The sequence below is a fragment of the Vibrio sp. 2130-1 genome, assembly GCF_033339515.1.
On the sequence record NZ_JAWOUT010000565.1, the window covers coordinates 1 to 562 of the forward strand.

Annotated in this window: 1 protein-coding gene; it reads right to left on the bottom strand. The window is 47.2% G+C overall.

Annotation, left to right across the window (positions count from 1 at the left end; all coding sequences use genetic code 11):
- Positions 1–562: branched-chain amino acid transport system II carrier protein (locus R7Q09_RS27415; protein ID WP_318144117.1), on the bottom strand; the 562-nt coding region annotated here is incomplete at both ends.

Sequence of the window (562 nt, forward strand, 5' to 3'; positions counted from 1 at the left end):
AGCTCGCGAACTCATTGTACAAAGGCATGTTGTGGTTCATCCATTGGTCTACGGCTTCTGGCATGTAGCCCAAAATGTGCAGAGCATCGACACAACCAAATGCTAGTGCGGTGAACGCGGTAAGCACCAACATGAACTGAGACATTTTGTTGCGAACGGGTGCCATCATCATCAAAGCAATCGCCACAGGATGAAGTGCCACAACCGCAGGTAAAGTGATTGCCAATAGCTGCTCTAAACCGATGTTGGCGATAAAGCCTGACAGTACCATGGTGATGACGACACAGATTTTGTAGTTCACTTTGCTAAAGGTGTTGTCATAGAACTCGCTGCCTGCGGTTGTTACGCCAATCGCTGTGGTTAAACAGGCCAATACCATGACTGCACCCAACAACACCGAGCCAAACGCACCAAAGTGGTTGAAGGTGAACGCCGTTAAAATATCGCCACCATTGCTAAACTCTGAACCTAAGTAAGAGCTAGTGGAACCGATGTAAGACAACGAAATGTAAACAAACGCCATCGCGACAGCGTACATTAAGGCTGCAATTAGAGTGTATTT